This is a genomic window from Arthrobacter sp. B0427-1-12 (assembly GCF_059092905.1).
On sequence record NZ_JBNHIC010000276.1, the window covers coordinates 1 to 233 of the forward strand.

The window sequence follows — 233 nt, forward strand, 5'->3', positions numbered from 1 at the left end:
CCATGGCCGAGCCGAAGACCAGCCGGAGGATGAGGAGGATCTCGCCGTCGCTGGCGGGCAGGGCGTAGAAGGCCGACATCCACAGGCCGGACAGGGCAGCAATCAGGCCGGCGGGGACAAGAATGCGGCCGGCGCCGCGGTGCCAGTTGCGCCTGCCCCGCAGCGCGGGCACGAACTGGAACGCCCCGAGCAGGCAGTACACGGTGACGCTGACGATGTGCGCCACCACCGGA

1 protein-coding gene is annotated in these 233 nt (G+C 70.8%); it reads right to left on the bottom strand.

What is annotated here, in order from left to right:
- Window positions 1-233, bottom strand: a 233-nt coding sequence (locus AC5RWU_RS24835) for a DUF2306 domain-containing protein (RefSeq protein WP_493986817.1), incomplete at both ends; no start/stop codon positions are given.